25 protein-coding genes are annotated in these 25,844 nt (G+C 32.9%); 9 read left to right on the top strand and 16 right to left on the bottom strand.

All coding sequences use genetic code 11. The features are described from left to right. Positions 1 to 54: 54 nt before the first annotated feature. The 3 genes from ACQQ6V_RS01530 to ACQQ6V_RS01520 all read right to left on the bottom strand — a co-directional run bounded on the left by ACQQ6V_RS01530 (position 55) and on the right by ACQQ6V_RS01520 (position 4,880). Positions 55 to 2,253 (bottom strand): B12-binding domain-containing radical SAM protein, encoded by a 2,199-nt coding sequence (locus tag ACQQ6V_RS01530; protein ID WP_448843830.1) that lies wholly within the window; start codon positions 2,251 to 2,253, stop codon positions 55 to 57. A 395-nt stretch (positions 2,254 to 2,648) separates the two neighbouring features. Further along, positions 2,649 to 3,629 carry a PLP-dependent cysteine synthase family protein gene (locus ACQQ6V_RS01525; RefSeq protein ID WP_448843829.1) on the bottom strand — a complete coding sequence of 327 codons (981 nt, stop codon included), beginning with the start codon at positions 3,627 to 3,629 and terminating at the stop codon, positions 2,649 to 2,651. A 21-nt stretch (positions 3,630 to 3,650) separates the two neighbouring features. Then, positions 3,651 to 4,880, bottom strand: a complete 1,230-nt coding sequence (locus ACQQ6V_RS01520) for an ABC transporter permease (protein WP_448843828.1) — start codon at positions 4,878 to 4,880, stop codon at positions 3,651 to 3,653. Between the two features lie 4 nt (positions 4,881 to 4,884). On the opposite strand from ACQQ6V_RS01520, the gene ACQQ6V_RS01515 reads away from it, so the two are divergent. Continuing rightward, positions 4,885 to 6,081, top strand: a complete 1,197-nt coding sequence (locus ACQQ6V_RS01515) for an exo-beta-N-acetylmuramidase NamZ family protein (RefSeq protein WP_448843827.1) — start codon at positions 4,885 to 4,887, stop codon at positions 6,079 to 6,081. Between the two features lie 59 nt (positions 6,082 to 6,140). Here ACQQ6V_RS01515 and ACQQ6V_RS01510 read toward each other — a convergent pair whose 3' ends face one another. From ACQQ6V_RS01510 to ACQQ6V_RS01500, 3 genes are read right to left on the bottom strand one after another with little or no spacing between them, the layout of a single operon-like run. Next, complete coding sequence (locus tag ACQQ6V_RS01510) at positions 6,141 to 6,344, bottom strand: hypothetical protein (RefSeq protein WP_448843826.1); 204 nt, start codon at positions 6,342 to 6,344, stop codon at positions 6,141 to 6,143. A gap of 2 nt (positions 6,345 to 6,346) precedes the next feature. Beyond that, on the bottom strand, positions 6,347 to 6,964 hold the full coding sequence (locus ACQQ6V_RS01505) for a DUF3575 domain-containing protein (protein WP_448843825.1): 618 nt from the start codon (positions 6,962 to 6,964) through the stop codon (positions 6,347 to 6,349). A gap of 9 nt (positions 6,965 to 6,973) precedes the next feature. Beyond that, positions 6,974 to 8,143, bottom strand: a complete 1,170-nt coding sequence (locus tag ACQQ6V_RS01500; protein WP_448843824.1) for a thioredoxin family protein — start codon at positions 8,141 to 8,143, stop codon at positions 6,974 to 6,976. A 254-nt stretch (positions 8,144 to 8,397) separates the two neighbouring features. On the opposite strand from ACQQ6V_RS01500, the gene ACQQ6V_RS01495 reads away from it, so the two are divergent. Continuing rightward, positions 8,398 to 9,117 carry a DUF3822 family protein gene (locus ACQQ6V_RS01495; protein WP_448843823.1) on the top strand — a complete coding sequence of 240 codons (720 nt, stop codon included), beginning with the start codon at positions 8,398 to 8,400 and terminating at the stop codon, positions 9,115 to 9,117. A gap of 29 nt (positions 9,118 to 9,146) precedes the next feature. Next, a complete protein-coding gene (locus tag ACQQ6V_RS01490) occupies positions 9,147 to 9,713 on the top strand; it encodes an RsmD family RNA methyltransferase (RefSeq protein ID WP_448843822.1) in 567 nt (188 codons plus the stop codon). On the opposite strand, the gene murI is transcribed toward ACQQ6V_RS01490, so the two are convergent. From murI to ACQQ6V_RS01465, 5 genes are all read right to left on the bottom strand, one after another. Continuing rightward, positions 9,708 to 10,529 carry a glutamate racemase gene (gene murI, locus ACQQ6V_RS01485; RefSeq protein WP_448843821.1) on the bottom strand — a complete coding sequence of 274 codons (822 nt, stop codon included), beginning with the start codon at positions 10,527 to 10,529 and terminating at the stop codon, positions 9,708 to 9,710. The genes ACQQ6V_RS01490 and murI overlap by 6 nt on opposite strands. A gap of 88 nt (positions 10,530 to 10,617) precedes the next feature. Continuing rightward, positions 10,618 to 11,745: a radical SAM family heme chaperone HemW gene (hemW, locus tag ACQQ6V_RS01480; RefSeq protein WP_448843820.1), complete on the bottom strand. Its 1,128-nt coding sequence runs from the start codon at positions 11,743 to 11,745 to the stop codon at positions 10,618 to 10,620. Between the two features lie 59 nt (positions 11,746 to 11,804). Next, complete coding sequence (locus ACQQ6V_RS01475; protein WP_448843819.1) at positions 11,805 to 12,776, bottom strand: PorP/SprF family type IX secretion system membrane protein; 972 nt, start codon at positions 12,774 to 12,776, stop codon at positions 11,805 to 11,807. A 28-nt stretch (positions 12,777 to 12,804) separates the two neighbouring features. Beyond that, positions 12,805 to 13,866, bottom strand: a complete 1,062-nt coding sequence (locus ACQQ6V_RS01470; protein WP_448843818.1) for an RluA family pseudouridine synthase — start codon at positions 13,864 to 13,866, stop codon at positions 12,805 to 12,807. A gap of 58 nt (positions 13,867 to 13,924) precedes the next feature. Continuing rightward, positions 13,925 to 14,923, bottom strand: a complete 999-nt coding sequence (locus tag ACQQ6V_RS01465) for a PASTA domain-containing protein (protein WP_448843817.1) — start codon at positions 14,921 to 14,923, stop codon at positions 13,925 to 13,927. Positions 14,924 to 15,110: 187 nt separating this feature from the next. On the opposite strand from ACQQ6V_RS01465, the gene ACQQ6V_RS01460 reads away from it, so the two are divergent. Together ACQQ6V_RS01460 and coaD are read left to right on the top strand one after the other, a co-directional pair. Next, positions 15,111 to 16,100, top strand: a complete 990-nt coding sequence (locus ACQQ6V_RS01460; protein ID WP_448843816.1) for a D-alanine--D-alanine ligase — start codon at positions 15,111 to 15,113, stop codon at positions 16,098 to 16,100. A gap of 11 nt (positions 16,101 to 16,111) precedes the next feature. Further along, positions 16,112 to 16,570, top strand: coding sequence for a pantetheine-phosphate adenylyltransferase (coaD, locus tag ACQQ6V_RS01455; protein WP_448843815.1), 459 nt, complete (start codon positions 16,112 to 16,114; stop codon positions 16,568 to 16,570). A 122-nt stretch (positions 16,571 to 16,692) separates the two neighbouring features. On the opposite strand, the gene ACQQ6V_RS01450 is transcribed toward coaD, so the two are convergent. From ACQQ6V_RS01450 to ACQQ6V_RS01440, 3 genes are read right to left on the bottom strand one after another with little or no spacing between them, the layout of a single operon-like run. Next, entirely contained in the window at positions 16,693 to 17,355 is a 663-nt protein-coding gene (locus tag ACQQ6V_RS01450; protein ID WP_448843814.1) for a DNA-binding response regulator, read from the bottom strand. Positions 17,356 to 17,359: 4 nt separating this feature from the next. Continuing rightward, a complete protein-coding gene (locus ACQQ6V_RS01445) occupies positions 17,360 to 19,012 on the bottom strand; it encodes a tetratricopeptide repeat-containing sensor histidine kinase (RefSeq protein ID WP_448843813.1) in 1,653 nt (550 codons plus the stop codon). Between the two features lie 31 nt (positions 19,013 to 19,043). Next, complete coding sequence (locus tag ACQQ6V_RS01440; protein ID WP_448843812.1) at positions 19,044 to 19,229, bottom strand: hypothetical protein; 186 nt, start codon at positions 19,227 to 19,229, stop codon at positions 19,044 to 19,046. Between the two features lie 364 nt (positions 19,230 to 19,593). Here ACQQ6V_RS01440 and ACQQ6V_RS01435 point away from each other — a divergent pair, with 364 nt between their 5' ends. Continuing rightward, a complete protein-coding gene (locus ACQQ6V_RS01435) occupies positions 19,594 to 20,538 on the top strand; it encodes a hypothetical protein (RefSeq protein ID WP_448843811.1) in 945 nt (314 codons plus the stop codon). Positions 20,539 to 20,541: 3 nt separating this feature from the next. Here the strand turns inward: ACQQ6V_RS01435 and ACQQ6V_RS01430 are convergent, their stop codons facing one another. Together ACQQ6V_RS01430 and ACQQ6V_RS01425 are read right to left on the bottom strand one after the other, a co-directional pair. After that, complete coding sequence (locus ACQQ6V_RS01430) at positions 20,542 to 21,264, bottom strand: helix-turn-helix domain-containing protein (RefSeq protein WP_448843810.1); 723 nt, start codon at positions 21,262 to 21,264, stop codon at positions 20,542 to 20,544. A 330-nt stretch (positions 21,265 to 21,594) separates the two neighbouring features. Continuing rightward, the gene (locus tag ACQQ6V_RS01425) at positions 21,595 to 22,686 is read right to left on the bottom strand and encodes a helix-turn-helix transcriptional regulator (protein ID WP_448843809.1); all 1,092 of its coding nucleotides are present in this window, start codon (positions 22,684 to 22,686) and stop codon (positions 21,595 to 21,597) included. A 281-nt stretch (positions 22,687 to 22,967) separates the two neighbouring features. Here ACQQ6V_RS01425 and ACQQ6V_RS01420 point away from each other — a divergent pair, with 281 nt between their 5' ends. The 3 genes from ACQQ6V_RS01420 to ACQQ6V_RS01410 are packed head-to-tail and all read left to right on the top strand — an operon-like array spanning position 22,968 to position 25,733. Next, entirely contained in the window at positions 22,968 to 23,876 is a 909-nt protein-coding gene (locus ACQQ6V_RS01420; RefSeq protein WP_448843808.1) for a C-type lectin domain-containing protein, read from the top strand. 6 nt (positions 23,877 to 23,882) lie between these two features. Beyond that, a complete protein-coding gene (locus ACQQ6V_RS01415) occupies positions 23,883 to 24,830 on the top strand; it encodes a C-type lectin domain-containing protein (protein ID WP_448843807.1) in 948 nt (315 codons plus the stop codon). Between the two features lie 18 nt (positions 24,831 to 24,848). Continuing rightward, on the top strand, positions 24,849 to 25,733 hold the full coding sequence (locus ACQQ6V_RS01410) for a C-type lectin domain-containing protein (protein ID WP_448843806.1): 885 nt from the start codon (positions 24,849 to 24,851) through the stop codon (positions 25,731 to 25,733). Positions 25,734 to 25,844: the final 111 nt, after the last annotated feature.

Below are 25,844 nucleotides of genomic sequence, written 5' to 3'. Positions count from 1 at the left end.
ATAGTTTTCATTAAAGAGCGATTAATGGCAGTTTTTGTTTAAATTAAAAAATCTCTACACAATTAATAAGCCAAAATCTCGTAATTTTTCGCCCTGTTTAGAAAACATAAAAGGCTCAAGATCTTGCTGAGTTTCATCTTCAAAACTGGTCTTAACTTGCTGATAAGTCAACATTCTTTTTTCTTCAGATTGAATATTTTTCACAAAATTATGTAGCCAATCTCCAATCGGTTGATCTAATTCTAACTCCAAAAAATCATTTTTAGAATGGAATGTCAATTGTGCTTTTTCGAAAACTCTGCCTTTTTTTGATTTGGTAAAATATTCGATTCTTGGCAAACTTCCTAACCACACAACTTTCTGAGTTGGTTTATAAGTTGGGAAAGATTCGTTTTCTAAAACAGAAATGATATAATCCGGATCTATTGTCGTCCTCGGAATTTTAAAATCGAACCATTCTTGCAATTCAAAATCAAGGCACAATCCATGCATAAAATTGAACAAAGATTTCTTTAACCCAAACGAAAACTGATCGTGTGTAAGCCCTGATTTTTCTTCGTGAACCATGTCGTTATTGGCAAAACTGCCTAAAGTCACAGAATGATTAATCACATCAAAAGCTTCTGGATCTAAGCCAATTGGGCTATGCGCCGTCATTGCAAACTGATGCCAAAAACCTGATTGCAAAACACCAACTTCGAACATCTGACGCACCATCTCCAGAGAATCCACAGTTTCTTGCGCGGTCTGCGTTGGGAATCCATACATGAGATAGGCATGAACCATGATACCTGCTTCGGTAAAGTTACGGTTAACACGTGCCACTTGCTCCACGGTAACGCCTTTATCAATGAGCTTTAATAATCGGTCAGATGCAACTTCTAATCCGCCAGAAACAGCAATGCAACCAGAGGCTTTCAATAATCTGCAAAGATCTAAAGTAAAACTTTTTTCAAACCGAATATTAGTCCACCAAGACACAGATAATTTCCTACGAATAATTTCTAAAGCCACCTCACGCATTAACGCTGGTGGTGCCGCTTCATCCACAAAATGAAAACCTGTTGTCCCAGTAGCTTCTATCAAAACCTCCATTCGGTTGACAATTTCTTTAGCTGCAATCGGTTCATAGATTTTGATATAATCTAAAGAAATATCACAAAAAGTACACTTGCCCCAATAACAGCCATGTGCCATGGTAAGCTTGTTCCAGCGTCCGTCACTCCACAGACGATGCATAGGATTAACAACTTCTATGACAGAAATATATTGATCCAGATTAATATCTGTGTAATCGGGACAACCCACTTGGTTCTGTTTATAATCTTTAATTGCTGGATTATTGATGTAAACCACCGCTCCATCTTGCAACAAAAAAGTTCTCTTAAGCTCAGAAAACGGAATTTCTTGGTTGACATATTTTATCATCTGCTCAGTTGGCGCTTCGCCGTCGTCGAGATTGATGAAATCAAAAAACTCAAAAACTCTAACATCCGACACAGATCGTAATTCGGTATTAGGGAAACCACCGCCCATCACCGTTTTGATGTTGGGATAATTGGTTTTAATATATTTAGCACAACGAAAAGCACTGTACAAATTACCCGGAAAAGGTACAGAAAATCCAATAATTTTAGGATTAGTTTTCTTAATCGTTTCTTCTAACAAACGCAAAGTGATACCATCAATATAAGTAGGCTCGTTATCCAAAGATGCGTACAACTCATCAAAAGAATTGGCAGATCTACCAAGACGTTCTGCGTAACGGCTAAATCCAAAATTGCTATCTACAGCATCAATAATCAGATCCGATAAATCTTCTAAATATAAAGTGGCAAAATGTTTGGCTTTATCCTGAAAACCCATTGATCCAAATGCCCAATCCAACTCTTCTAATTGAGAAAATCGGCTAGCTTCTGGCAAATAATTATCTTGAACAATAGAATTAGCTAATGTTGGATTTTTCCCTTGTAGAAAAGCAATCACCGCATCTATTGTATGGATATAATCCTCTTTGAGCGCGACAATACGTGCCGAATTATCACCCAACTCTTGCTCAGAATGTTCTACATACTGGAATAAATCTATCAATCCTTGTTTTGAAAACAATTGCAAAATAACTTCTATCCCAAGATCTGATTGATAGGAAGAAATATTGATGGTGTTCAAAAAACCCTTTAAATAAACGGTTCCAGGGTAAGGCGTGTTAAGTTGTGTAAAAGGTGGTGTGATAAATAAAATCTGTGTCTCCAAAAAGCTAATTTGGTGCAAAAATACAAGTTATAATTGGATTTCGTTTTGTGATATATGTTTTGCATTAAAGAGAAAAAATGCAACTACTTGAAAACCAGTTATTTTATCTTGAAACAAAATAGCCAACTATCGTTTATAATGTAACCCTAAATGCATAGTAAGTTTGTGATATGTGTCTTTATCTTTTATATGGGAGAAATATAGTTTTCTTAACGATTAATTTATAAGCAGGGAACGCGTGAGGGCGAAGGGCATTGTTGGAGCTCGTTATTTTTCTGCGGATTACTGCTAGGCAAAAATAACAGCGACTGCCCGTAGACCGACGCCAACAAAAAAGACCGTGTTGAAAAACCGGTCTTTTTTGTTGGAGGCACGCCCCAATTATGATTAATGGATTATAACCAACCCATCTCTTTCATCCACTCGTCGTTGTAAATTTTGCCAACATAACGGCTACCGTGATCGTGTAACAACACGACAATAACATCGTCTTTGGTGAACTGATCCTTCATCTGTACCAAGGCAGACATGGCACTTCCCGCAGAATATCCACAGAAAATACCTTCTTCTTTGGCTAGTCTTCTCGCATAAATTGCGCCATCTTTATCCGTCACTTTCTCAAAATGATCGATTACTGACATATCGAAATTATCAGGAATTATATCTTCGCCAATACCTTCCGTTATATAAGTGTAAGCATGGTCATAATGCAACTCTCCAGTCTCATGAAACTCCTTAAGAATTGAGCCATAAGTGTCTACGCCAATCACTTTGATATTTTTATTTTTCTTTTTGAAGAACATTCCGCAACCTGTAACCGTACCGCCAGTACCAGCTCCTGCCACAAAGTGTGTTAACTTACCGTCTGTCTGATCCCAGATTTCTGGTGCTGTCTGCTCATAATGCGCTGTTCTGTTAGATAAATTGTCGTATTGATTAACGTACCAACCATTTTCAGTTTCTTTTGCTAATCTTTTAGAAACCGAATAATAAGAACGAGGATCTGTAGGCTTAACATCTGTAGGACAAACGATTACTTCTGCGCCAACCGCTCTTAATATGTCGCACTTTTCTTTGGATTGTTTAGCATTAGTCACAAAAATACATTTGTATCCCTTGATAATTGCTGCCAATGCCAATCCCATACCTGTATTACCAGAAGTTCCTTCTATAATAGTACCTCCTGGCTTTAGTCGACCGTCTTTTTCTGCATCTTCGATCATCTTAAGCGCCATCCTATCTTTAACAGAGTTACCTGGATTAGTCGTTTCTACTTTTGCTAAAACTAAAGCTGGGAAATCTTCTCCCAAAACTTTGTTAAGCTTTACCAATGGTGTATTACCAATGGTCTCTAAAATGTTATTATAATATTTCATAATATAATTATTCTGAATAAATTAATCGTACTTGATAGATTTAACAGGAGAAATCTTGCTAATTATATAACTCGGAATAATCATTGCTACACCCGAAATAATTAATATCCCCAAAGATATTGCCGCAATATAAAGCGGGTTAAGATCTACCGGAACCGTACTGATGAAGTAGTTTTGAGGATCTAACTTTATGACTCCAAAATATTTCTGAATCAATAATAATCCTAATCCTATAATATTACCAAGTAACAAACCAGGTACCATAATCATCAATGTATAATTAATGAAAATAGCTCTAATCTGCCCATTGGTAGTTCCTAAAGTTTTTAATAATCCTATAGAGTTGGTTCTTTCTATAATCAAAATCAATAAAACTGTAATGATATTAATAACCACAACTAACAGCATTATAGTTATAATCAAAGCGATATTTTGATTGAAAATATTAATCCAATCTAATATCTGAGGATACTTATCTATCACGCGTTCTGCATAATTTTTGTAGCCTACAAACTGTTCTATATTAGTAAAATCTTCCTCGCTGTGGCTAGAGTTATTTAGAAAAATATCTAATCCTCCAATATCATCCGCTGACATATTTTGGATTTTCCTAACGTGATTGATATCCCCAATCATAAACAAATCATCCACCAACTTGATATCTGTCTTATAAAGACCACTAACGACAAATTTTCTATAAATAGGTTTTTGATCTTCCTTAGAAAATATAGCAACAATACTGTCTTTAGGCTTAAGAGAAAGATCTTTTGCTATTTTTTCTGATAAAATCACTTCATTACTATAGCCATCTTCTTTATAATCCGGCACTCTTCCTTCGACAATAAAATCTTGAAATCTATTTTTATCAAAATCTTTTCCTACGCCCTTTAAGATTACTCCAGAGAAATTCTTGTCCGTCCTAAGAATTCCGCTTACCGTCGCATAAGATTGCGTCCCAGCAACAAAAGGCAAAGCTTTAATTTTCGCTAAATCAAGACCTTTTTTATCCAGAACAGAAGAATTATAAGAAGAATTAGATCTAGTAGATTTAACAGAAATATCACCACTAAAGTTAGAAATCCTATTTTCTATTGCTTTCTTAGAGCCTAACCCTGTGGATACAGTAATTAATGACACAATAATCCCTAAAGCCACAGATAAGCGCCCAATATAGACAATAATCTTAGAAAGGTTATTTTTGTTATCTTTGGAAAACGCTATTTTTTTAGAGAAATATAAAGGAAAATTCAAATCAATGATTTTAGACCCCAAAATTAAAAAATTACTTTTGATATGCCTAATTTATTTTGGTTTTAGCCAAATAATAACCGCACAAAACCAAGATAGTAAGGATTATAAAGCTGCTGCTGATAGACCAGAGCTTTATCTCAATCAATTAAAAGACAAAAAAGTCATTGTTGTCGCCAATCAGACTTCACTTTTGCAAAACAAAACGCATCTCGTAGATTTTTTAGTTGAAAATAAAATCGATATTAAAAGCATCTTTGCTCCAGAACATGGTTTTCGCGGTGATGCAGACGCAGGCGAACATGTCAAAAATGGTATAGATTCTAAAACAGGATTGCCCATCATTTCGCTGTACGGCAGCAATAAAAAACCGAAGCCTGAACAACTGAGAGGTGCAGATTTAATATTATTTGACATTCAGGATGTTGGCGTAAGATTTTATACTTACATCTCAACTCTAACTTATGTCATGGAAGCTGCCGCAGAAAGTAATATTCCCGTAATGGTATTGGATAGACCTAATCCGCATGACGGTTATATTGATGGACCAATGCTTAAAAATCAATGGAAAAGCTTTGTAGGTTTACATCAAGTTCCTGTTGTCTATGGTTTAACAATTGGCGAATATGGTAAAATGGTAAACGGCGAAAAATGGATGAATAAAGGTATCCAAGCACAATATCAAGTGATTCCTATGCAAGATTACCATAAACAAAAACGCTATACAATCTCTGAAAGACCTTCTCCCAACTTGCCCAACGACCAATCGATTAATCTGTATCCAAGTCTATGTTTTTTTGAAGGCACTCAGATTTCTCTAGGACGAGGTACGGATCTTCCATTTCAGATTTATGGATCTCCGTGGACAGAAAATATGCCGTATCAGTTTACACCAAAACCTAATTATGGCAGTAAAGATCCTTTCCTTAATGGTAAACTTTGCTTTGGCGAAAATCTAAGCGATTACCAAAAAAACTTGAAAGAGATTAATCTAGAATGGTTGCTAAAAGCTTACACTAACTATAAAAATCCTAGTCAAAACTTTTTCTTAAGCAATCTATTTTTTGATAAGCTAGCGGGTTCTGATGAGTTAAGAAAACAAATTATCGCCGGAAAGTCAGAAAAAGAAATAAAAGCCTCTTGGAAAAAAGACTTAGAAAATTTCCAAAAGATAAGATCTAAATATATCATCTATCCAGATTAACACAAGAAAGCCTACTCATTATGAATAGGCTTTTATTTTTATAAAATTAACGCTTATGTTTAATCAAAATTCTGTGGTCTGTCATCGTCTTTATTACGGTACATAAACCACATCCCTATGGTAAGTCCTATAACTCCAGCAACCGCAGTTAACAAAGCTCTTTCTAATTTGTCCTCATAATCACTACCTATATAATTCATTAAAAACAAAATAATAAAGGTAATCGCAGCAACCACTGCATATCTAAAACTATTTACTTTCATACTTACAGTTTATAAGAAATCATAACACCACCTCTGTAAGGTAGCCATTCTCCACTTTTATCCCAAACTTTTCCTGGTCTATCAACCTCGGTATCATAACGATCACCACTTAATTTATCATATCCTTTATAGTAACTTTGCATTGTTCCTATGCCAAGATAAAGATCAATATTCCAACGGTCTTTAATGTTAAACTGATATCCTCCAACAGCACCAAAGATAAAGGTAAACCCTTTCTGATAAAGATTAGATTGTAGATAAGGTGTTACTTCGCCATCTTTATGGACATAAAAATTATCATTCCAATAATTCCATTTTTGGATATTATAAACACCTCCAGTTATATTAGCTCCAACATAAAATTTCTCAAAAGCTTTGCTAAAGTAATATCTCCCATCAAAACCTACAAGGTAGGCCTGCGCATGTTTTCCGGCAAAAGATTTCCAAGGTGATACAAAAATATCTCCTTGCACTGTAAAATGCTCACTAAGCTGTCTCTCAACACCAACATTAACAATCCCAACTGGTAAAAACAATGCATTAGCTTTAATATAAGTTTCTTTCTCTTGAGCTTGTAAGAAATTAGAAATTATCAAGCTTAATATGATTATTTTTTTCATTAATTAAATTTACTTTTTATTCAAAATATCCTTAGCCTTGCTTGCATCCTGACCTTCTGATTCTGCAAATTGAACCGCAGATTTCGCCATCATTTTTGCTTCGTCTTTCCTACCTAATTTATCGTAAAGTTGTGCCAATATATTACTGGTAACAAAGTTATCTTGCTGTAACATCGCCTTTTCTGCCCACATTGCGGCTTTCTTTAGAGACGCAACATTTTTAACATGTTCATTAAAAACATAAGCAGCCTTTAATAATTCGTTAGCAGATTTGCCATCAGCAACTTCGTAAGCAGCAAGCGCAACTTTTTCGTACTCGTCATACATCCCAACAGATGGATAATAATTAAGTTTTATGAGCTCCAAAGAAATTTTAACATCTTCTTGTGGCATAAATTGAGATGTTTCTGTAATAAAATACTGATCGTTAATCATCTTTGTTTTCTCATCAATAGAATGCTTGAAAACATCCATCAACTTTAGATGATTGTTGAATTGATTATAATTCTGCTCACTAAAAAGTTTAATAATCTCTGGTTTTAGTTTAACAAAATATTGATAATTAGGATCTTGTAAAGACTGTGTAAAATTAAGTAGAAGATTAACTTCTTCTGGAGAAACAGTATTGTCCTTTTTATTTTTGAAATACTCCTCAGATGCTTTCTTAGCTAGCTCGGGCTCGGTATTGGCATAAAGATTAACAAAATTAATTAAGAATTTCGGGTCTCTTTCGCCTTTTGCAAATTGTTCTTTGAGGTTAGAATTAATATTGTTAGGCTTATTAGAATCTTTTGCAAAGCTTAAAAACTGATCACTATCTAAGTAACCTAATTCTTTAGAAACAACCTCACCTTCTCCATTAAGAAATATTAAAGTTGGGTAACTTCTGATACCATATTTCTGTGCAATGCTACGACCTTCGCCTTTTTCCATATCAATTCTGGCGTTAATAAAGCTAGAATTGTAATATTTTGCAACGGCCTGATTAGTAAAAACATTGCGCTCCATCATCTTACAAGGCCCGCACCAAGAGGCATAAGCATCCAAGAAAACTAATTTTTTCTCTTGCTTTGCTTTGTTGAGAATTTCCTGAAAACTTGTTGTTTCAAAATTAATTCCTCCTTGAGAAAATAAGCTAATAGAAGCAATTAAGGATAAAAATAAGAAACTCTTCTTCATTGTTGTATTTTATATTCCGATTTGTTTATCGGATTTTGCTTTGCGAATATAAAGATAAATTTGCAAAACTGCAGTATGGATTACGGCTTAAAGAATTGTCTAATTGTTTTTTATAAGAGCAACATTATTATAAAGACTAAAATAATATTAAGCTCATTTTTGTTTCGTCATTGATATCAATTTACGACTTTGACCTCTTAGCAATCAACAGATAAGTTTTAATTTCATAAATTTGCACTTTACTATAAATAAGAATGCAAAAATTATCTCTTCTTTTTACCAAGGATGGCTTACAATGGCAAATTTCGAAATCTAAGAAAATTTTGGAAGATCAATTGTATTTTCTAACCGAAGAAACCTCAGCCAACTTAATAGAAGAAGAATTGGATAGCATCCTCGCAAGAACCGATTATCAGGAGATTAATGTAATATCCGCGCTTAATCATTTTACCTTAATGCCAGAAGGTTTTGACCAGCATAAGTTAGGATTTGACTTGATTGCTTACAATTCTCCGGTGGATAAAAATAGCGAAGAACTTATGTTATCCATCAACAAAAAGTTCGGGATACAATTTTATTATAGCTTTCCGAAAGATTTTTATAATAAGATTAAAAAGAAAAATATCCCAACTGGATTTAATTTTTCTGGTGAGAAATTCCTTAATAATCTTACTAACAAACAGAAAAAAGAAATCCACATTAATCTGTACCATAATCAGGTAGAATTTTTTGCCATAGAGAACAAAAAAATAATTTTATATAATAATCTTGATGCTTCGTCTGAGGTAGATTTCTTATATTTCATCATGTTTTCTCTTAGCAAAATTGGTTTCGGGATTAATGATACTTACTTTTATCTTTATGGTGAAACTTCAGAAAACGAGACTTTTATTTCAGAACTTCAAAAATTTGTCAAACATTTAAAAATAGTGTTCGACAATCTTCATAAAAAAGCATTCATCTTGAGTGTATAATTTAAAATTAGAGTAAACCCAACATATCAATGTACAGAATTATCTCCGGAAGATGGAAAGGCAAAAGAATTGCTGCTCCCAAAAATTTCGATGTAAGACCAACCACAGACTTTGCCAAAGAGGCGTTGTTTAGCATTATAGAACATCGTTTTGATTTAGAATACATTCCTGTTTTAGATCTATTTGGAGGCATTGGATCTATCACTTTAGAGCTTGCTTCTAGAGATTGTAAAGATATTACAACGGTAGAGATGAATCCTAAACATGCAGGTTTTATCAATACTACGGCGCAAGAATTGGGATTTGGGTTACAAGTTAATATACAACGTTCTGATGTTTTTGAATGGTTAAAACGTAAAAGAAATCAAGGAAAAACCTATCCTTTAATCTTTGCAGATCCACCTTTTGAGCTTGAAGAAAGCAAATATAATGAGCTGATTAATCTTGTTTTCCAAGATGACATTATGCAAGAAGGCGGCACTTTTATCCTAGAACATCAAAGCCGAATGAAAATGGATCATCCTTATTTTGTAGAGTCTAAAAAATACGGAAACATCAAGTTTTCTTTCTTCCAAAAAAAAGCTGAAAGTTTATAAAACTTTCAGCTCTAATGCTATTCTATTCCCGAAGAACTTTCGGGATATTTTTTCAAAATTCTTAGTAATATCAGATAGATAAAATCGGTAAGATGGCTCTGGATTTTTATCATTAAGAAGTTGATATTTATCCAAAATACTCATCACCTGGCTCGCCACAATATTGGGAGAATCTATGACTCTAACGCGGTTACCGTAATATTGTTTGATTTCATTTTGTAACAAAGGATAATGCGTACAACCTAATATTAGAGTTTCTATATTTTTCAGTTTATTATTAGAAAGGTAATTGTAGATAATCGCGTGCGTTATCGGATGATTGGCAAAACCTTCTTCTATCGCAGGCACCAACATGGGCGTTGCCAGCTCATCAACTTTAATAAATTTATTAAGTTTCTTGATACTTTTTTTATAAAGTCCCGAAGCAACAGTTGCTTTGGTGGCAATAACACCAACATTGGTATGGATCTCGAAAGCCACTTTTTCTGCCACAGGATTAATAACATCAAAAACGGGCACTTGATTATTAACCAATGCCAAAACTTCTTTCAATGCATTAGCAGTCGCGGTATTACACGCAATAACAATCGCTTTACAATTCATCTCCAACAAAAATTGCACAATCTTAAGACAATAGCCTACAATCGCTTCTTTGGACTTATCACCGTACGGCAAATGCTTGGTATCACCAAAATAGATTAAATCTTCGTGAGGCATTAACCTTTTAATTTCTTTAGCAACAGTTAATCCGCCAACACCAGAATCAAAAATCCCGATGGGTTGTTTTGGCGAAAGTGTGGTATAGTTAGGTTTCAAAGATTTTTTTCGCAAAATTAAATATTAAATTAGGATTGACAGAACAGAAAACAATATTCTTTCTAATATAAATGTAGTGATTATTATGTTAATCGGTGATAAATAAATCCGACGCGATGCCATCTGCTAAAAACCAATGTTTTTCTGGGATTATTAACTTTTGATTTTCAATTTTCAAGATGCCTTTTTCAATTTTTGGCTGAATTAATTTCCTGAACGTCGATAACATTTCTTCCGAGAATTTAGAATTTAAAATATCCAAATCAACACCCCAAATTGTCCTCAATCCAATCATTAACATTTCATTATATTGATCTTTATCTGATAAAATTTCGGTTTCTAACGCCAATTGATTCTCAGAAAGTCGTTGGATATATTTGGGATTATTGGCGATATTCCAACTTCTCGCGTTGCCGCCGTTATAAGAATGTGCAGACGGCCCTAAGCCTAAATAAGGTTGATATTGCCAATATGCCGAATTATGTTTGGAATGAAAACCCGCTTTCCCAAAATTAGAAATTTCGTAATGCTGAAATCCATTTTGTTTCAAGAAGTCCGTCATATAATAGAATTCGTCATTTTGTTCTGCTTCATCAGGCGCTTTAATTTTCTGTGTCAAAATCCATTGATGCAACGCCGTTTTGGGCTCTACCGTCAAGGCATAAGACGACACATGCGGAACGTCGAGATCTATTATTTTCTGTAGATTCTGTTTCCAAATATTAAAATCAGAAGTCGGCGAACCATAAATTAAATCAATACTAAGATTTTCGAAACCTAAATCTTGTGCACGTTTTATAGAGCTTTCTGCCTCAGAAGCATTGTGCGCGCGATTCATCAATTTAAGATCTTCTTCAAAGAAAGATTGCGTGCCGATACTTAATCGGTTAATTTCTGTTGTGGATAAAGCTTTTAAGAATTTTTGATCCAGATCATCAGGATTAGCTTCTAGAGTAATTTCTATGTTATTATCAAACTGAAAATATTTTTGAATATCATCCAATAAGGCTTTAATATCATCTATTTCTAAAATCGAAGGCGTCCCACCACCAAAATAAAGCGAGGTTAAGGTTTTATCTTGAAGCTCATGATGACGCAGAGCCAACTCTTTTCTAATCGCCGACAACATATCATCTTTCAACTTAAGAGACGTCGAAAAATGAAAATTACAATAACTGCATTTCTGCTTACAAAAAGGAATATGAAGGTATATCATTTCAACAAAAAAAGCCAAAATACTTTGGCTTTCTATTTTATATTATTTATTTAAAAAAATTATCTGTATCTAAAACCTTGTCCGTTGATAAAATTCTCTATCTTAAATCCAAGGCTTAACATAAAACTATTCCCTGTATACTGCTGAATATCGGATACTCCAAAGTTGTAAATGGCTCCAAAAGTGATCTTCCCGATCTGACCTTTTATAACCGGTGCAACTCCCAAGTTCTGGCTACCAGATTTATTTTTTGCACTACGGAAACTCACACCAGCAGAAAAATTACTTTCATCTCCATAAATTGTACCCATCAAATTATAATCCATAACTCTGGTAGAATTGGTATTGAGGTTCATTAAAAATGATGGTGTAATATAAAACCCATCTGTAAAATGCCAGTCATAGCCTAGATTAGAAATAATCTTTATCGGTGAAGGCTCTATACCATTAACAATAGGAACATCATTACTCAAAGCAATATCTAAAACGGAAACTCCAGCAAAAAACTTTTTATACTTTACAGCCATACCAAGATTAGCATACGCCATAAAAATACTATTAGCACCATCCATTAATACCCCATCATTAGGATTCTGTGGCGTAAGCATACCTAGATCAACATTCATATTATAAAAGTTAACTCCTGTACCAAACGAAAATTGATCCTGACGCTCATCATCATCACTTAGCGGGATAAAATATGATGCACCTAGCGTAATACCATTAGCAGAAATAGGCCCGTTTTGGTCTCTGAAAAATGACACACCTGCTCCTACTCTATCAAAAATATTAGCATGCATCCCTACTGATTGAACATTGGGAGATTCGCTAAAATTAGAAAATTGTTTTTGATAGTTCAGGTTGAGCACGACATCGTCTGTAGCACCATATAATGCTGGGTTAAACAAGAACTCCCCATCCAATAAATATTGTTGGTATATGGGTAAAGTTTCCTGCGCTTTCATCGTATTAGACAACAAAGAGAATATAGCTATAGAACTCGTACTAATAAATAAATAGATCTTTTTCACTTAACAAATATAATAAAATTAGTGTCTCTTAATTATTATCCAAATAATTTCTCCAACGATCTACAGCGTTTTTCATATCATCTGGCATTGGACTTTCAAAATACATTTCTTTTTTTGTCGTAGGATGTATAAAACCTAGTGTATGAGCATGCAGAGCATGTCTTGGCAATACATCAAAGACATTTTGTATAAATTGTTTATATTTAGGCAAATTAATTCCTCTTAAAGCCTGATGACCTTCATAACGTTCGTCATTAAACAATGTATGACCAACATGACGAAAATGCGCTCTAATCTGGTGTGTACGACCTGTTTCTAGTTTACACTCCACCCAAGTCATATATCTAAAACGTTCTAACACTTTATAATGCGTTACAGCATGTTTACCATGGCTACCATCTTCATAGACAGACATTTGCATTCTATTTTTTGGATGGCGACCAATGTGACCTCTTATCGTTCCTTCGTCATCAGATAGATTACCCCAGACAAAAGCCCAATACAAACGCTTGGTAGTACGATCAAAAAATTGTTTTGCTAAAAAACTTAACGCATATTCATTTTTTGCGATAACTAATAGTCCCGAAGTGTCTTTATCTATCCTATGTACTAATCCTACTCTATCCAGATCTGATCTATAATTAGGATCTTTTTGAAAATGAAAAGCCAATGCATTAACCAAAGTCCCATCCCAATTTCCGAATCCAGGATGGACAACCATACCAGGTTCTTTGTCTACAATAACCAAATCATCATCTTCATATATGATATTAATAGGTATATCTTGCGGAATAATAACATTTTCTCTTGGTGGATGAGCCAGCAGAACACTTATCTCATCACCTGGTTTTACTCTATAATTCTGTTTTACAGGTAATCCATTAACTACAACATTTCCGGCGCGACAAGTTTGCGAAATCTTATTTCGGGATGAATTTTGTCTAAAAATTAATAAATACTTATCAATACGCAAAGGCTCTTGCTTTTTGTCCACTATTAGATTAAGGTGTTCAAAAAGGCCACTATTTTCTTCACTTAAGGATAAGTCATCTAAAGATTCATCAATAAAATCTTCATTATCTTCTATCATATATCTGTCTCTATAATTAAAAAAAAGCTTCAACTAAATTACGTTGAAGCCTTTTGTTTTACTCTACAATAATTTTTTTAGGCTTAGGCTTCTCTTGTTGATTAGCCGTTTTAGTATTATTTATTGTCGTAGGTTTTGATGTATTATTCTGTTGTGTTACGACTGGCTTTGGCTCTTCTTTTTTAGGCATTGGTTTGGGAGCCGGTATATTGTCGTCTATTGTTTCGTATCTAATTGGTGACGGTGCTACCGTATCAACTCTAGGGCGATACATATTATCTAATTGGTATATTTTACTTTGCATCTCTGCAGGCGTTTTACTACTCGCCCAAAGATCAATCTGCATACCTTGGTCACGCAGAGCCCCGAAAGGTGGATCTTGATAATAAATAATATCAGCATCATTGGCCTTGCCAGATTCGAAGTCTATAATACCTACTTCAAAGAGATTCTGAGCAATGATTTTTTTCGCTTCTTGTACTGTTCTTCCCACAAGATTAGGAACGGTAACATTTCTTTTTGGTCCAGAACCAATAACCAAATCTACAGAAGAAAACTTTGGTAAAAGTTCTCCTGGATTGATAGTTTTACCTTTAAACAAAATACGAAGTATGGCATCTCTCTGGATACTTGGCTCATACAAGGTATCACCTACCTTAAGCCCTACCAAATTAAGTTGATTAAATGCCAGTCCTTTATAACGATCTATAATATCTGGTACTGCAACTGGTGCCCATGATCGTGGGTTAACCTGAAGCATTATATTTCTTCCGTTTTTAACTCTAGACCCAGCCGAAGGGAAAATAGCCAATACTTGTAAAGGCTTATATTTCGGGTCATATTTTAAACTATCTACTTCATATTCTAACCCAGAATCATCCAAAACTTTCACAGCCTGTTGCACAGACATATTGACTACGTTAGGAACCGGGATTTCTTCGCCGTGACTCGTATGAAACTCTAGCCAACGAAACGTTAGCCATACCAAGCCCGCAAAAAGAGCCATTGCTACTATTATATTAAGCAAAACTTTCCAGTTGAAAAGTGATTTGAACATATTAATTCTTTTTATTACAGAAATATCAACGCAAATATAGATAATAAATTTTGGATAACTTTTGATTTCTTCACGAATTTAATAACATTCTCATCTCTATTATTAATTGAAAAAGCCAAATAAAAATCTTAATAATTACCATGGAGTTAACAAAAATTTCTACATTTGTCGTTATTCAATAAGTCTTATGGAAAAGAAAAACATAGCCGTTGTTATGGGCGGTTATTCTGACGAGTATGTCGTTTCTCTCAAAAGTGGTCAATTAATCTATGATTCTTTGGATCGCGAAAAGTATCAAGTGTATAAAATTATTATTCTTAAAGACGAATGGTATTTTTTAGATGAAAATAATGATAAACATCCTATTAATAAAGCAGATTTTTCTGTAACATTAAAGAACGGAGATCTATTAACATTTGATGTTTGTTTCAATATCATCCATGGCTCACCTGGAGAAAACGGAATTCTTCAAGCTTATTGGGATGCCATTGGACAAAGGTATACTGGTTGTGGGTTTTATCAAAGCGCATTAACTTTCAATAAAAAAGATACGCTCGCTGTATTATCAAAATACAATATCCCTTCTGCAAAAAGCATATATTTAAGAAAAGGAGACTCAATTAATGAAGAAGCTATTGTAAAAGAATTAGGCTTACCATTATTTGTAAAACCTAATCAATCTGGCAGTAGCCTTGGTATTTCTAAGGTTAAAGAACAATCAGAATTATCAGCAGCTATAGAATTTGCCTACAAAGAAGATAATGAAATATTGATAGAAAGTTTCTTAGACGGTACAGAAGTTTCCGTTGGTGTATTGGATTATCATGGCAAAACTACCGTATTGGGCATTACAGAAATTGTTCCTGATAACGAGTTTTTCGATTATGAAGCTAAATACGAAGGTGCTTCTCAAGAGATTACTCCTGCAAGAATAGATGACGAAACAAGAAAAAAAGTAGAAGCAATCTCTATCAAAGCTTATGAGTCGCTAGGCATGAGTGGATTTTCTCGCAGCGAATATATTATTATGGACGGAGAACCTTATATGCTGGAGATGAATACTAATCCTGGATTTTCTCCAGCTAGTATCCTTCCGCAACAAGCCAAAATCTACGGAATATCCATCCAGGATCTTTGTGGCAACGAAGTAGAGAAAGCACTTCATAAAACGATTTAATTAGAATAACTATGAGAATAGCTGTATTTCCTGGTTCTTTTGATCCCATAACATTAGGGCATTATGACATTGTAGAGAGAGCCGCGCCTTTATTTGACAAAATCATCATTGCAATTGGCAAAAACTCTCAGAAAAAATACATGTTCAGTCTAGAGCAACGCAAAGAGTTTATCTTAAAAACTTTCGAAAATTTCCCTAATGTAGAAGTTGATGACTTCGAAGGATTAACCGTCGATTATTGCTTAAGCAAAGGGGCTGACTTCATATTAAGAGGATTGAGAAATCCCGCAGATTTTGAATTCGAAAAAGCCATTGCGCATACCAACAGAACCTTATCTCATAAGAAACTAGAAACAGTTTTCTTGTTGACCTCATCAGGAAAATCCTTTATCAGTAGCAGTATTGTGAGAGAGATTATTTCTTTTGGTGGAGACTATCACCTTCTGGTTCCGGATGCTGTAAAAGTATAATAATTACAGACTATTTTGGGTTAAAAAAATACAATATAGATCCAAAAATTATTTAAAAAATAAATTAAAATGCCAAGGCAATAACAAGATTTTGCCTTGGCGTTTTTGTAATATATTACAGATTATATAATCCCGAGATCTTTACAAATAACGATCATTTCTATATTATTCTTAGCATTGAGACTACCACGGAGCTCATTGAGCCTTTTTTCTATAGCGCTCTTGCTATCACGTCCGAAATTATTTTCTTTAAGAAAAACGCCTATATCTGCTTGTTTCCAACCTTTTGATAGAAGCTCTAATATATGTACATCATACTCACTAAACTCCAAAGAATTATTCCTAATAGAATTAAGGATTTCCTGAGGCACTACAATCTCGCCAGCATATACTTTCTTAATGGTTGTTCTTAATTCTTTACCATCATTTCTACCTTTGCTTACAAAAGCATTGACATTATATTTTTTGAAAAGATCATCAATAATCTGAGGTTTTTTTTCTATCGAAAAAGCAATTGCTGCTATATCCGGCTGAAGCTTTCTGGCTTCTTCTATTAATTGTTGACCTGACGTAATCTTTTGGTCCATATAATCTTTATCAAAATTGAGATCTGTGATTAATAAATCATATGGTACATTATTATTAATTGCAGTTTTTATTTTATGCAATGCTTCATCACAATAAGTTACAAATTCATATTCTTTAATTTGTAATTCGTTAAGCGTATTAATAACGCCTAAGTTTCTTATCTCGTGGTCTTCTGCTACAATAACTTTATTAAACATTTTTCTATTGAATTGGAATGGTAATATGAATAATTAATCCTCGACTTGTATTTTCCCCAAAATTAAGCGCTCCAAACATAGCTACAATACGGTTTTCCATATTTTTAATTCCGGAAGTTTTAATTTTAGACCAATCCTTAATGCCAATACCATTATCCGAGTACTGAATGTTTAGAAATTTTTCATTTTTATTTATTTTAACCGAAACCAATTTTGCATGACTATGCTTCTTCATATTAATCATTAATTCTCGCAAGACAAAGAAAACTTCATCCCTAATATGTGGTGATACTTTTTGCCATTTCAACTTATCATTTCCAATAATAATTACCCTTTGGAGGTCTGATGAGTAAGAGCTTAACATGTCTACAAGTACACCAGAAAAGTCTTTTTCTTGTATATTATCTAGGTCATCTCTTGCGATATCTCTAGACTCTTCATACATTTTCTCAACACTATTAAGAATACTTTCTTTATCAAATTTTGGATCATTTTCTATCTTAACCATAACGTGATACAGACCATTAGCAACTACATCATGTATTTTTTTAGAATATTTTAGTTGGGTATTTCTAACTTCTATTTCTTTTTCTTTAACTAATGTATTTTTTCTTTTTTGATACCAGATTATTCCAGAAATAATTAATAATAAAAGAACAGATAAGGCAAAATATTGCTTTAGAATTTGGTTTTGTTTAGCGGCAGTTTCTGCTTTTTGTTTTTCGGTTTCGTAGCGTATTAGCGCAAATTGATTTTTAGCACTCGCTTTAGACACTTGGATACTATCGTTTAATTTCTGATAATTAAGAAAATACGATTTGGATCCTACTGGAGTTTCTAACAAAAGAATTTTTTGATATGCAACTAATTTATCATCTGCACTATTAAGCTTACTTGATGTTTCTAACATTTTTTTTGCATAGAAAAGAGCTTCTGTCGGATTTTTATCAAAAAAATAATCTGTAAGATGCGCATAACTTGCATTCTGTCCCCATAGATCATTTTTTTCTTGTTTTAATTGCAATGCATTGACGAGTTCTTTTTCTGCATGGTAATGAGGATCTTTCAGAAACTTAGCATACGCTAGATTATCCTGTACTCTTGCTTTTATGATCGCGCTATCATACTTGATTGCATGCAATCTGCTTAATATATTAATTGCATCATCATATTTTTTTGCTTCAAAATAAGAAACAGCAATATTATTTTGTAATACAATAGAATCGTAAGGATTGGAGATTTTTTCTCCTGCTAGCTGATACCAATTAATGGAAGCGGCATAATCTTTTTGGTATTCTTTATTAATAGCAATCTGATTATAAATGGAAACCAGAAGGTCTTTATTGGTTTTATCTTGATCATCCAGCTTTTTCAAAGCATCAGTTGCAGACTCTTCACTACCAAAATAGTCGCCTTTTATAGTCTGTATAATAGACTGAAATATCAAAGCTTTGGCACTTTCTCTATTGTTCTCTAATGCAGAAAACTCTTGATAAGCTTTGTTAAAATTGACAAAAGCGCTATCATAATTTTGTTTAAGATAAAAGTCTTCACCTTTATGATAATATGTATCGCCCGTCGCTTTTGCATCAATGATATCTGTATTAGAACAAGACATTAAAACAATAAATAAAAAAGAGGAATAAAACCATTTCATTCCTCTAAATTAGTTAATATTTCATAAAAAACTATTTTTTTGGCGGAATTGGTTGAGATTGTCCTCCTGTATCACCACCAGGCTCTACACCGGCACCTTCTCCAAAATTATTGGATTGAATAGTTTCTATATTACTATCATTATTATGAGTATTGGTTACATTGCTGTTACCATTATTATATACAAGTCCTAGAAGCATTAATAAAAGATTTAACATGATTTTAAAATTTAAGATTTAGTTGTGATCATGCATATTCAAAACACAGGTTAAGAATAGTTGGCATGGTAAAAAAGAAGCGCTTCTTAAATTTTTGGGAGGTATTGATACGCAAAACAGAAGAGGAAAACCGCTTCCCAAAACCAGTTAATTTCTACTGTCTTTTGTATCTTTTTTCGAAATCAGTTTTTTGTTTTTTTGTCCCCGATTTCTATTACAAAATAAAGACAGAAAGCCCTATTAAATATGGACAAAGGATGGACATAAAATAGACACGCATTTCTCTCTATTTTACGGAAAACCATATTTTACAAGACAAAATTTTGTCTAAATTGGACACCGTATTTAACCTAAAATCAACACTATGCGTGATAAGAAGAAAGCATTGATCAAATTAGCATTTGAAAAAGCGAAGAAAGAACTTCCGCAAAGCAGCACAAATTCTGTTGCCAGTTATCTGAGCTTGCTATTAGAGGAAAAATATGGTCAGTCTAAAAATGAAAGAAGCTTTGTTAGATATTACAAAGCTCTGATAGAAAACAACGAAGATTACAATATAGATCCTATAACCTTAGATCAACTAAGTGCTTATGTAGGATATAATAATTTTTTAGATTTTTCTCAAAAGTTAAAAAAAACCATCTCTCAGCAAAATTATGGTGCTGTAAAAATTGCAATTAGCGATAATTACACTGATATTGATCCTTCTTCTAAAATTATTGTAAACATTACCAACTCTCCTGTATTTTCTATCCCAGAATTTATCACTCAGCATAAGAATGGTCTTGGGATTGTTGGAATTTTAATTTTAGGAAGCCTATGGCTTAATCAGTCTTCTGATATTTTTAAGATTAATAATCCTAATACGATAATACAACCAATTATTAGTACACAACCAAATACCCTGATAAAAACTAATCCTGACCCAATAATTACTAATAAAAAATCATTGACTAGCACCTCACCAGACAGTAATCCATCTTACACATACAGCCAAGCTGAAGATATTGTATTGGAAAGAAAAAAGGAATGTATGTTCTGGAATGAAGATCACTTCGAGGCATCATATTGTGCAGATATAAAAAATAATACAGACGCAAAACCTCTGGATGAAGAAAGACTTAGAGTCTTAAAAAAAATAAACATAATAGATACATTAACTATCCAAAATGCAATTGGTAAGGTCTGGTATGATAAATCGGACAAACAGGTAGAATTCTTTACTTATCATGGTTTACATCCTACCAATGGCAAAACATTAAAACCAATCACCGCACATATCATCAATAAATACGTCAATAACAATTAATTATTAATCTATATTTTGTTTAGAATCTACATCATTGCTTTGTAAAATCTCCTTCTCTTTTATCTTTTTATAAGAGCTATAACTGCTAAAGCCTACCAAATATATAAGCTCAATTTCGTCTACATTAGCATACAATGGCTGCTTTTTTAAAACATGTAACTCTTCATACCTGCAATTATTAATATAAGAGGTAAAATTAATACCGTAAGTCATATTAATATAACGAGATAGATAACTGCGATTAGTTCCAAACTCTCTTGCTAGATCCGAAATTTTTAACTCAGGATTAAGATAAGGTTTTTTATTTTTTATAAATAATTCGAAGTCATATTGATTTAATTTCAACACACTTGGATTATTCAAAAACACAAATAATCCATCATCACTCTGCTTGTCATCACGAAAGAGAAAAGAAAAAGCACATATTAGTGATGATAAAGTTATAGAAAGCACAAAACTAAAACTAATCATATAATTATTTACATCATACAAATAGTAAAACAAAGGAAGAAAAACAAATAGTAACAAATAAATGATTACTATCACAATTCTATAATTCTTTTGATATCTATCTCTCTTCATCTTGAATAGCTTCTTAAGAGACATCCCTGTCAAAACTAGATTAAGAACGATATAAATACCAAATATTAAAGACTTAATGTTAATTACAAATTGCAAGAGTGGATTATGATCTATAATGATAAAAACAGATCCTAATACAAACATCAGTAATAATATGTTAATTTGATTTTTAAAATACCGTCTAATACTTAATATATTATAGATAAATACTGGCGAAAAAAAGATCAAATACAAAAGTAAGTTCTGTAATTTATTTCCACTTTTATTAAAAAAACAAATCAATAAAACTGAACTATTAGCAGCGCATAAGAGAAAGACAAACAGTTTATTAAAAATATTTTTTCTAGTGATATCAAAAGTAGACTTTTCATAATTTAAACAAATTAGAATAGAATAAAATATAATAGAAAACATATTTATCAAAAAAAAGTAAACAACAACATCTTGTTCTTTAGTGAATTCCATAATAAGCGTTTATAAATTATTATTACTTTTCTTTATTCTCCAATAGCTACTCACACTACCAAATCCTGCCATCTTAGAAAGCTCTTCTGTGTTTTTTTCTGGATGCTGTTCTTTAAGAATTTCAAACTCTTTCATTCGCCATGAGTTAATATAATTTCTCAAGTTAGTGTTATAGACCTTATTAACAAATTTTGAAAGATAAGAACGATTGGTTTTAAAATGACTTACAAGATCCTCAGAACCGAAGTTAGGATCTAGAAAAGGTCTATTATTATTAAAATAAGCTTCAAAATCAACTCTATTCAACACACTTTTTTCTACTATTGAGAGATCATTATTAGGATAGATTTTAGCTGTTTTTATGACTTCACCACCTTGTACAAGAATATCCATCTTATGAGCTACGTGTATAAAACTATATCTTTTTTGCAATAAGAAATAGACTACCATAATATCCGAAAAAATATTGATAGCTATTGATGGCGACATCAGATTAGTATTTAAGCTATATATGATAACAAATATTACAGATAAGGCTCTTAAGTAGATGACAATTTTTAGCCATTTTAATGTATTTTCTCCTGTCTGCTTTTCATAATACTTTATACACTTTAGAGCTAAGTATAAATAAATAAAAGACGAAATAATAAGTATCGCAAAAAAATAAGTGATAGATATCTCCTTAAAATAGTCGTCGTCAATATTTTTTTCTGTAAAAACAGTAAAGTAAAAAAACAAATGCATCAACAGTAATAGTATCGGCTTATACAGATGATATAAAATCCCACCAAAAGATTGATAACTGGTGATCTTAACAACAAAAATATAAAAAGACATTTGCGACAAAACAGCAAAAAACGGAATGAGAAAAAATATAATTGGTGAGGTTAAGCTAAAAGACTGAGTATTAGCAAATGCCAATAAAATAATATATAATAATCTGAAAAATAAATTCAGAATAAAATAAAATCTTATTGCTTTCTCTTTTGCAGAAATCGCAAATGCAGTTAAAGATAAAATTATAACAGAATTAAGAGATACAGCGAATAAAAAAACCCCCTGAAATCCATTATAATTCTTCAACAAATAATCTAATATCATTATTTACACAGTATTAAAACATAAACAATCTAAATAAACACATTTACAAAACAGTGATTTACAGTGATTTAACCACTAATACCTTTTGTTTCACATTTTGAGAGTTTAATTTTTACGATAACTATATCCTCTCTTACAAATCAAACATACTTTTACACAAATAAAAAATTACACTTTTATATAAAAACACAATAATACTATATTTTTAACAAAACATCTTAAAAAAAAATCTTATTCAATTAAAAACACATCAATCATATACCTTTCCATTAAAACACACAATGAAAAAATTATTTTTACTAACTGGCTTGATAAATTCCATATCAGCTTTTTCTCAAGTAGGGATTGATACTAATCCTCCACATTTTTCTGCAGCGTTAGATATGTCTGCTGCCAAAAAAGGGGTTATAGCCCCTAGAATTTCTCTTACTGGTGAGTTTGACAGAACTACAATAAACTCACCAGAAGTAGGATTAATTATATATCAAACAGGAACTATAGTACCAGTAGGCTACTACTACTACAATGGTGTAAAGTGGAAAATATTAAAAGAAGGAGAAACGACAGTAAATTATACTTCTGACGAAATTAACACTAATATACTAGGCTATTATCCATCAGGTTCTGGCGCCACTGCACCAGACCAACTAATCCTAGAAGGAGTAACAGCTAGTAAAATTAAATGTAATACTTTCTCAGGTAGCACCAACTCTAATAGTCATAGCTATTGTGGTTATAACTTATCAAAATCTGTAAACTGGGACACTGCCTACAAAATAGCTAAAGCCATTAACGGTTATCTTGCCGTCATAACTTTCTCCGAAGAGTGGAACCACATAAAGACTAGCTTCCTTGATAATCCTTCTGGTAACAGTAATAACAGAATATGGATAGGATTCAATAAAGTAGACTATAAAGGGAAAATGGTCGTAGACGAAAATAATAATCAAATTGGAGAATACCTTTGGATATCAGGAAGAGAGCCTCTAGTAAGCTGGTCTAATAACTCTAGAGCACAACCTACTCAAGCCTGGGCAGATAGCGAGCCTAGCCAATCTTACCGTAGTGGCTATATAAAGAGTAAAGATGAAGATGCTAGCAGATTATGGGCTACATATGATGGTGCATTAGGAGAATCTCAAACGGAAAACAAAGCTTACAATTACTTAATTATTGAATTTTTAAGATAAAAAACGATGAAAAAATATATTTTAATAACAAGCTTAGTTGGCATCAATATATTTGGGCAGGTTGGTATCAACACTAGTACACCAGACCCTTCTTCTGCATTAGATATCAACTCTACTAATAAAGGATTTCTACCATCAAAGGTTGCATTGATAAGCACTACAAATCCTAATCCTGTAGGGACGAATAGCAATAAGCCCATTGACGGATTACTTGTATACAATACAGAAACAAAAAACGATGTTACCCCTAACTATTATGTTTGGCAGACTAACAAGTGGCAACTAATTGGTGGAGAGACGATTAACAATATTCTATATGATGATTACATTAATGTAGATTGGTTAGGTTATCAACCTCTGGGAAGTGGAGATACTAGCGATGGTAGCATATCTACAAATGGTGTAACAGCAACCAAGCTAGGATGTAAAAAATGGACAAAGGGAAATAACCATAGCTATTGTGCTTATAAATTAAACAATGGTGTAGACTGGAAATCAGCATTCGAAATAGCAAAACAACTAAAAGGATATCTTACGACCATTACAACCTATGAAGAGTGGAATTGGGTAAAAACCAACATCATAGACAAAGGGACAGGGTATGATTTATACAATAGCATTTGGATGGGATTCAACAAAGTTAAAAATCCAGGAAACCCATATAGAATAGAATGGATTACTGGCGAAGTATCAAAAGTTAACCAAGGTAATGTTGCTGTTATACAAAATAATTTTGCACCTAACCAACCTGATAATGGTGGTGGTACTGAAGGTTGTGGACATGTTTTCTCTACGCTCTATAGCGATAGCAATAATAATACAGGAGACAATCCAACCAAGCGTTATTGGAATGATTACGTCTGTTCTGAAAGATCAAATACAGCAGGTGGTAATAGCAATGCTGGACCAGCTAATGGAACCTTTGACCAAATCATTGTAGAATTTCAAAATTAATCTTTTATCGAAAACACTATGAAAAAAATAAGCATACTCTTTTTCACAACCTTATATACATTAAGCTTTTGTCAAATTGGTATTGGTGTACAAACTCCAAATCAATCAGCAGTTGTTGATATTTCTGTAGCAAACAAAGGTGTAGTTGCTGCAAAAATAAATCTAAATTCCCTAAAAGATACTACCACTATTACATCTCCAGCTGTAGGTCTGCTAGTCTACAATACAACTATCAACGATTCTCAAAACCTGAAAGAAGCTTATTATTACTGGGATGGTAATAACTGGAACTTAGTAGGAAATGATATTAAGAATTATATAACCAAAAATTCTTTCACTTTTTATAAAATGGACAAATATCTAGGCTATCCTTTAAAATCTGGAGTTAACGCCCCCACCCCAAGTGGCTACACAAAAAATGGATGTAGATCAAATCCTAATAACGGACATATTTATTGTGCATACAGTTCTAACAATGGACAAACTTGGCAAACAGCATTTGATATGGCAAAAAGCTTAGGAGGCTATCTTGTTACTATCACCAATAATAGCGAGTGGGAATGGGTTAAAACATATATTATTGACAATGGTACTGGCTATAACCTACAAAATCACATTTGGTTAGGTTTCAACAAAATACAATTTCCTGGCAATGGTATACAACTAAGATGGATAACCGGAGAGATTTCAAGAAGAAATTGGAGTAATAATACCCAAGTAGAAACTCAATGGAATAATCAAAATACCTCTAATGAGCCTAATAATTATATGAATCAGGAAGGCTGTGGTCATATCTACGGACAAAAGTTATGGACTTCTAGATTATGGAATGACTATCAGTGTAATAGTACTACATTTAATAATGTTCTATTCAATAATTTTATAGTAGAATTCAATAATTAAGATTTTACACATAAAGAATCTACTGTAAGCAAACCCATCAATTAAAATAATCTATCACCATCTACTACTCATAAAATTATGAGTAGTAGATAGATAGTGACAAGTATTATT

The sequence above is a fragment of the Chryseobacterium electrogenes genome (assembly GCF_053553015.1).
The sequence above is the reverse complement of the archived record's forward strand: the minus strand, read 5'-3'. Positions and strand labels throughout refer to the sequence as shown.

Coding starts and splice junctions, on each gene's coding strand:
- ACQQ6V_RS01420 (WP_448843808.1), top strand. CDS start 22,968: ATGAAAAAATTATTTTTACTAACTGGCTTGATAAATTCCATATCAGCT.
- ACQQ6V_RS01490 (WP_448843822.1), top strand. CDS start 9,147: ATGTACAGAATTATCTCCGGAAGATGGAAAGGCAAAAGAATTGCTGCT.
- ACQQ6V_RS01460 (WP_448843816.1), top strand. CDS start 15,111: ATGGAAAAGAAAAACATAGCCGTTGTTATGGGCGGTTATTCTGACGAG.
- ACQQ6V_RS01435 (WP_448843811.1), top strand. CDS start 19,594: ATGCGTGATAAGAAGAAAGCATTGATCAAATTAGCATTTGAAAAAGCG.
- ACQQ6V_RS01415 (WP_448843807.1), top strand. CDS start 23,883: ATGAAAAAATATATTTTAATAACAAGCTTAGTTGGCATCAATATATTT.
- ACQQ6V_RS01505 (WP_448843825.1), bottom strand. CDS start 6,964: ATGAAAAAAATAATCATATTAAGCTTGATAATTTCTAATTTCTTACAA.
- hemW (WP_448843820.1), bottom strand. CDS start 11,745: ATGATATACCTTCATATTCCTTTTTGTAAGCAGAAATGCAGTTATTGT.
- ACQQ6V_RS01445 (WP_448843813.1), bottom strand. CDS start 19,012: ATGAAATGGTTTTATTCCTCTTTTTTATTTATTGTTTTAATGTCTTGT.
- coaD (WP_448843815.1), top strand. CDS start 16,112: ATGAGAATAGCTGTATTTCCTGGTTCTTTTGATCCCATAACATTAGGG.
- ACQQ6V_RS01515 (WP_448843827.1), top strand. CDS start 4,885: ATGATTTTAGACCCCAAAATTAAAAAATTACTTTTGATATGCCTAATT.
- ACQQ6V_RS01525 (WP_448843829.1), bottom strand. CDS start 3,629: ATGAAATATTATAATAACATTTTAGAGACCATTGGTAATACACCATTG.
- ACQQ6V_RS01510 (WP_448843826.1), bottom strand. CDS start 6,344: ATGAAAGTAAATAGTTTTAGATATGCAGTGGTTGCTGCGATTACCTTT.
- ACQQ6V_RS01410 (WP_448843806.1), top strand. CDS start 24,849: ATGAAAAAAATAAGCATACTCTTTTTCACAACCTTATATACATTAAGC.
- ACQQ6V_RS01500 (WP_448843824.1), bottom strand. CDS start 8,143: ATGAAGAAGAGTTTCTTATTTTTATCCTTAATTGCTTCTATTAGCTTA.
- ACQQ6V_RS01470 (WP_448843818.1), bottom strand. CDS start 13,866: ATGATAGAAGATAATGAAGATTTTATTGATGAATCTTTAGATGACTTA.
- ACQQ6V_RS01495 (WP_448843823.1), top strand. CDS start 8,398: ATGCAAAAATTATCTCTTCTTTTTACCAAGGATGGCTTACAATGGCAA.
- ACQQ6V_RS01430 (WP_448843810.1), bottom strand. CDS start 21,264: ATGTTTGTATTAGGATCTGTTTTTATCATTATAGATCATAATCCACTC.
- ACQQ6V_RS01465 (WP_448843817.1), bottom strand. CDS start 14,923: ATGTTCAAATCACTTTTCAACTGGAAAGTTTTGCTTAATATAATAGTA.
- ACQQ6V_RS01440 (WP_448843812.1), bottom strand. CDS start 19,229: ATGTTAAATCTTTTATTAATGCTTCTAGGACTTGTATATAATAATGGT.
- ACQQ6V_RS01450 (WP_448843814.1), bottom strand. CDS start 17,355: ATGTTTAATAAAGTTATTGTAGCAGAAGACCACGAGATAAGAAACTTA.
- ACQQ6V_RS01425 (WP_448843809.1), bottom strand. CDS start 22,686: ATGATATTAGATTATTTGTTGAAGAATTATAATGGATTTCAGGGGGTT.